General features: G+C 65.9%; 1 protein-coding gene. It reads right to left on the reverse strand.

Translation table 11 applies throughout. The features are described from left to right. Positions 1-540: 540 nt before the first annotated feature. Entirely contained in the window at positions 541-921 is a 381-nt protein-coding gene (locus tag AB0N07_RS52260) for a hypothetical protein (RefSeq protein WP_365848195.1), read from the reverse strand. Positions 922-1,019 lie beyond the last annotated feature (98 nt).

Genomic DNA, 1,019 nt, shown 5'->3' on the forward strand with positions numbered 1-1,019 from the left:
GTTGACGAAGACTTCGGAGACCCCGGCCCGCAGTTCGGCCTGTTTGACGGCTGCCTCAACAGCGGCACGCTGCAGGGTGTTGAGGGCCTGGCCGAGCAGCCGTCCTCACGGTCCTCGGCTGCGCGAAGGCTTTGTCAGGGATCGCGTCAGCAAGTGATCGAAGCGGAACAAGCAACTCCGCCGACGTTGGCAGTGATGTACCCGACCGGTACGGTCCAGGAGGCCGCCCACGCAAACTCGTGGGCGAATGACCTATTGACCACATCCGGCTGCGTACGCGCCAAAGCGGTGGGTCGACCATGGCCACGGCACCACCACAATCTGCTGGCGCCCCCCGGAGGAGACCGTCACCGCGGGCCTCCTAGCGACCGGCCGGCCGACGATTCGGGGGCCGCCCGACGGGGATTCCCCGACCAGGCTACGGATAACCTAAGGGCCCGTCGGGATTCAAGTGGAGCTCTGGTATGCCCCTGGCCTGCGGTGGTATAGCAAAAATCGCGCCAGTTATTCACCGACGGGCCCTAACGGCCGAGGGACCCATCACTCCGCCTGGACCGGCTGCTCGCCTACTGACTCCCGGGCTGCACGCTGGGTCAGGATCGTCATCCGGCAACCGGGAAGACCGGCGGGCTGCAGAACGTGGGCGACCAGTTCGGTCACCTGACCGTCGAACACCATCCGAAGCACGTGGCCGTCATAGTGGTCAGCGAAGTCGGCTGCGCCACGGGTCCACAGGTCGCGTACGGCGGGGTTCTGGCGGGTGTCTGTGATGAGCTGCTGAAGGTCTGGGTCGTGGGGACGGTCGACGGCCGCGTCGCGAAGCATGCGGACACACACCTCCGCGTCGGCCTCCCAATTCAGGTGCTGATCCCGCGCTTCAGCGCTGAGGAGCAGCCACCGCATGAGGTTGGCCCCGGGCACGGCTCAACGTCGCTTCCTTGATCGTTTCAGGATGACTGCGGTCGTGGTGTGAGTGGGTGGAGCTGGAGGGTGTAGGTGACGCGTTCGGTGGCGGGTTG

Source organism: Streptomyces sp. NPDC051172 (genome assembly GCF_040682555.1).
Taxonomy (GTDB): domain Bacteria; phylum Actinomycetota; class Actinomycetes; order Streptomycetales; family Streptomycetaceae; genus Streptomyces.